Here is a 3337-nt window from a genome sequence, read left to right as displayed (position 1 = left end):
CGGTGGGGGTGGTGAAGCGCACCTCCAGCGAGTCCAGCAGCACCGCGCCCGCCGTGCCCGTCTGCGCCGCCCCGCCCGTGCGGGTCAGCACGCCGCTGGCGACCGCCGTGGCCGTGAAGCCCGCCGCCGGGAGCGTGCCGGCCGTGGCGGACGCGGTCTGCGCCGCGCCCAGGCTGGTGCCCAGCGTCCACGCCGCGCGGGCGACGCCGTCCGTGCCCGTGGTGCGGGTGCTGGGCGAGACGGATCCGCCGCCGCCCGCGCTGAAGGCGACCGCGGCGCCGGGGACCGGGTTTCCATGCGCGTCCGTCACCCGCACCGCCAGCGAGTCCGCCAGCGCCACGCCCGGCGCCCCCGTCTGCGCGTCGCCGCCCAGCTTTGCGATCGCCGCGGGCGCGCCGGCGTTCGCGGTGGCGGTGAACGCCAGCATCTCCGACGCGCCGGAGAGGTTGGCGGTCGCCTGGTAGGTGCCCGCCGCGGTGGGGAGGCGCCAGGACGTGCGCGCGTAGCCGTTCGCGTCCGTCGTGGAGGTGGCCGGCGCCAGCACGCCGGGGCCGGTCCACTGGATGACGGCGCCCTGAATCGGCGCGCCGGTGGGGGTGGTGAAGCGCACCGCCAGTGAGTCCAGCAGCACCGCGCCCGCCGTGCCGGTCTGCGTCACGCCGCCCGTGCGGGCCAGGGTTCCGCCGGCGACCATCGTCGCCGTGAAGGGCGCCGCCGCCAGGGTGCCGAAGGTGGCGGACACCGTCTGCGGCGTTGCCAGGGCGGGGCCCAGCGTCCAGGCGGTGCGGGCGAAGCCGTCCGCGTCCGTGGTGCAGGTGGCGGGCGAGACGGAGCCTCCGCCCGCCACGGCGAAGGCGACGGACTGGCCGGAGATCCCGTTGCCGTGCTGGTCGGTCAGCCGCACCGCCAGCGAGTCCGCCAGCGCCACGCCGGGCGCGCCCGTCAGCGTGCCGCCCAGCACCCGCACCAGCGAGGCCGGCGCGCCGGGGGTGGCGACGGCGCGGAAGGTGGCAAAGACCAGCGCCTGGCCGGTGGCGGGATGGACGGCGCGCGCCTCCACCTTCTGCGTGTCGCGCGCGGTGGTGCCCAGCGTCCAGCGCTCCTGCGCCCGGCCGTCCTCGTTGGTCAGCGCGGTGCCGGCGAACACGGAGCCGCCGTCGGTGACCACGACGAAGTTGACCACCTGCCCCTCGACCGGCTTGCCCTTGTCGTCCGTGACCTCCACCACCAGCGGCTGCGGCAGCTCCGTGCCGGCGGTGGCGGTCTGCAAGTCGCCGGAGACGATGTCCAGGCTGGCGGGCGGGCCCGCCGGGTCCGGTCCCGTGCCGTCGCAGGCCATCAGCGCGAGGCCGGCCAGGGCGAGCAGGAAGGAGCGGGTGGAGAGAAGGCGCATGTGCACGTGGAGGCTGGCGTGGCGGGATTCCGACGGCTGAAACCTATCGGGCGCGGAGGCGCAGGGTAAGCCGCGGGCTGCAAGCGGCCATGCCGTTCCGCCCTGCATCGTCGCTTCAGCCGCGGCGAAACGGAGGAGAATGGTCGATGCGGCGGAACCGGAGCCGGCTCCACCCCGTGGCGCGTAGGGCCAGGAGCGCCGCTGTACCGCCTGTTCCGCGCCCCGTGAAACGCGGAAGAGGCCGTCCCCGGGATGGGGGGAAGGCCTCTTCGTCCTGCGTGGATCGTGCTTCAGTCCTCGCGGCCGCGCGGGCTGCGCGGCGCGGCGGCCGGGGCAGGCGCGCGCGCACCCGGCGCCGCGCGCCGCGGCGGGGCGGGGGCGCGCGATGCGGCCGCGGCGCTCGACGGGGCGGTCACCACCACCACAGCCGTATCCACCAGCGCGCCCTTGCTCACGATGACCAGCGTGGTGCCTTCGCCCACCAGCTGTACCATGATCGGCGACTGCACGTCCTCGTCCACCACGCCGCCGTACCGCGCGACCGTGGTGTCGCTGAAGGTCCAGGTGAACCCGTGGTAGCAGGTGTACCGGCACCCCTCGTACGGCGGGATGTAGTCGCCGGAGGCGTCGTACAGCCGGTGCTCCAGCCGCAGCGAGCCGTTGAGCGGCACGCTGGCGCTGTCCGGCTGGATCTGCACGCGCGCCGGCCCGCTGGGGGTGACGCGGGCGCTGAACTGCTCGGCCGGCACTCCCGCGACCGCCGCGGCGCCGTTGGGGCCGCTGGCGGACGACGAGCAGGCGTTGTTCACGGTCCACTGTGTCTGGGCGAACCCGCCGGCGTCCGTCTGCGAGGTGGCGGGGCTCACCGGGCCGCCGCAGACGATGCTCCACTGCACCGCGGCGCCAGGGACGGGGTTTGCCGCGCGGTCGCGCACCTGCACGCGCACGGCCCGCACGGTGCCCAGCGGCGCCTCTTCCGGGGTGACGCTGACCAGTTGCAGCGTGGCCGGCGCCCCCGCCCGCGCGGTGGCGGTGAACGCCAGGGAGCCGGTCTGGCCCGCCACCCCGGCCGTCACCGTCTGCGTTCCCGTCCCGGTGCCCAGCCTCCACCGCGTGCGCGCCGTTCCGTCCGCCCCGGTGGTGGACGTCGCGGGCGATACGGAGCCGCCCGGGCCGCTGATGGCCCACTGGACGGTGGCGCCCTGGATGGGCTGTCCGGCGGCGGTCGAGAACCGGACGGCCAGCGAGTCGGCCAGGAACGCGCCGATGCTGTCCGCCTGCGCGTTGCCGCTCACGCGGGTCAGCACGCCCGAGCCCGTGGAAGTGGCGGTGAAGCCGGCCGCCGGCAGCCCCGCCACCGCGGCGGAGACGGTCTGCGCCAGCCCCACGTGGGTGCCCAGCGTCCACCGCGTCCGCGCGATGCCGTCCGCGCCGGTCGTCACGGTCGCGGGCGAGACGGAGCCGCCGCCCGCCGCGGCGAAGGTGACCGCGGCGCCGGAGACCGGGTTTCCATGCGCGTCCGTCACCCGCACCGCCAGCGAATCCGCCAGGGCCACGCCCGGATCGCCCGTCTGCGCGTCGCCGCTCAGCTTTGCGATCGCCGCGGGCGCGCCGGCGTTCGCGGTGGCGGTGAAGGCCAGCGTCTCCGTCGCGCCGGAGAGGTTGGCCGTCGCCTGGTAGGTGCCCGGCGTGGTGGGCAGGCGCCACGCGGTGCGCGCGTAGCCGTCCGCGCCGGTGGTGGAGGAGGCGGGCGCCAGCACGCCGGGACCGGTCCACTGGATCACCGCGCCCTGGATCGGCGCGCCGGTGGGGGTGGTGAAGCGCACCTCCAGCGAGTCCAGCAGCACCGCGCCCGCCGTGCCCGTCTGCGCCGCCCCGCCCGTGCGGGTCAGCACGCCGCTGGCGACCGCCGTGGCCGTGAAGCCCGCCGCCGGGAGCGTGCCG

General features: G+C 76.7%; 2 protein-coding genes. Both read right to left on the bottom strand.

Annotated elements, in window-relative coordinates; translation table 11 throughout:
• On the bottom strand, nucleotides 1–1393 hold a 1393-nt coding region (locus VGC13_RS01125; RefSeq protein WP_331123347.1), incomplete at its 3' end, for an Ig-like domain-containing protein.
• A 290-nt stretch (nucleotides 1394–1683) separates the two neighbouring features.
• The coding region (locus VGC13_RS01120) for an Ig-like domain-containing protein (RefSeq protein ID WP_331123346.1) at nucleotides 1684–3337 on the bottom strand (1654 nt) is incomplete at its 5' end.

Origin of the sequence: Longimicrobium sp., from assembly GCF_036399255.1 — a bacterium.
GTDB lineage: Bacteria > Gemmatimonadota > Gemmatimonadetes > Longimicrobiales > Longimicrobiaceae > Longimicrobium.
This window is presented reverse-complemented; position numbering and strand designations above follow the sequence as displayed.